Genomic DNA, 510 nt, shown 5'->3' with positions numbered 1-510 from the left:
GTCCTGGGAGAGTAGGACGTTGCCAAGCACAAACAAACCCGTTAAGACTGCTAACCGCAGCGCTTGACGGGTTTTTTGTCATTTTCGGCAGAATCGTCCTAAGCAGGCGCAAACTGCCTTGAGGCGGAACGGCTCCTCCCGTTCATACTATAGGCACCGAGTAAATGATGGGGTGTTGCAGATGCGTAAAGCTTCTTTTCAATGGTTGGCTGCCGTTGTGTTCGTATGCACCTTGTGCCTTGCCAGCTGCCGTCAGGCAGACCGTCCCGTATTGCCTTCAGATATTGGCACCGACAACGAGCCGCAGCCGGAACGGCAGGGTCGGCAGAATCGTCCTAAGCAGGCGCAAACTGCCTTGAGGCGGAACGGCTCCTCCCGTTCATACTATAGGCACCGAGTAAATGATGGGGTGTTGCAGATGCGTAAAGCTTCTTTTCAATGGTTGGCTGCCGTTGTGTTCGTATGCACCTTGTGCCTTGCCAGCTGCCGTCAGGCAGACCGTCCCGTATT

Source organism: Paenibacillus darwinianus, from assembly GCF_000598065.1.
In the GTDB taxonomy this organism is placed as follows: domain Bacteria; phylum Bacillota; class Bacilli; order Paenibacillales; family Paenibacillaceae; genus Paenibacillus_I; species Paenibacillus_I darwinianus.
Note: the sequence above shows the minus strand (reverse complement) of the source record.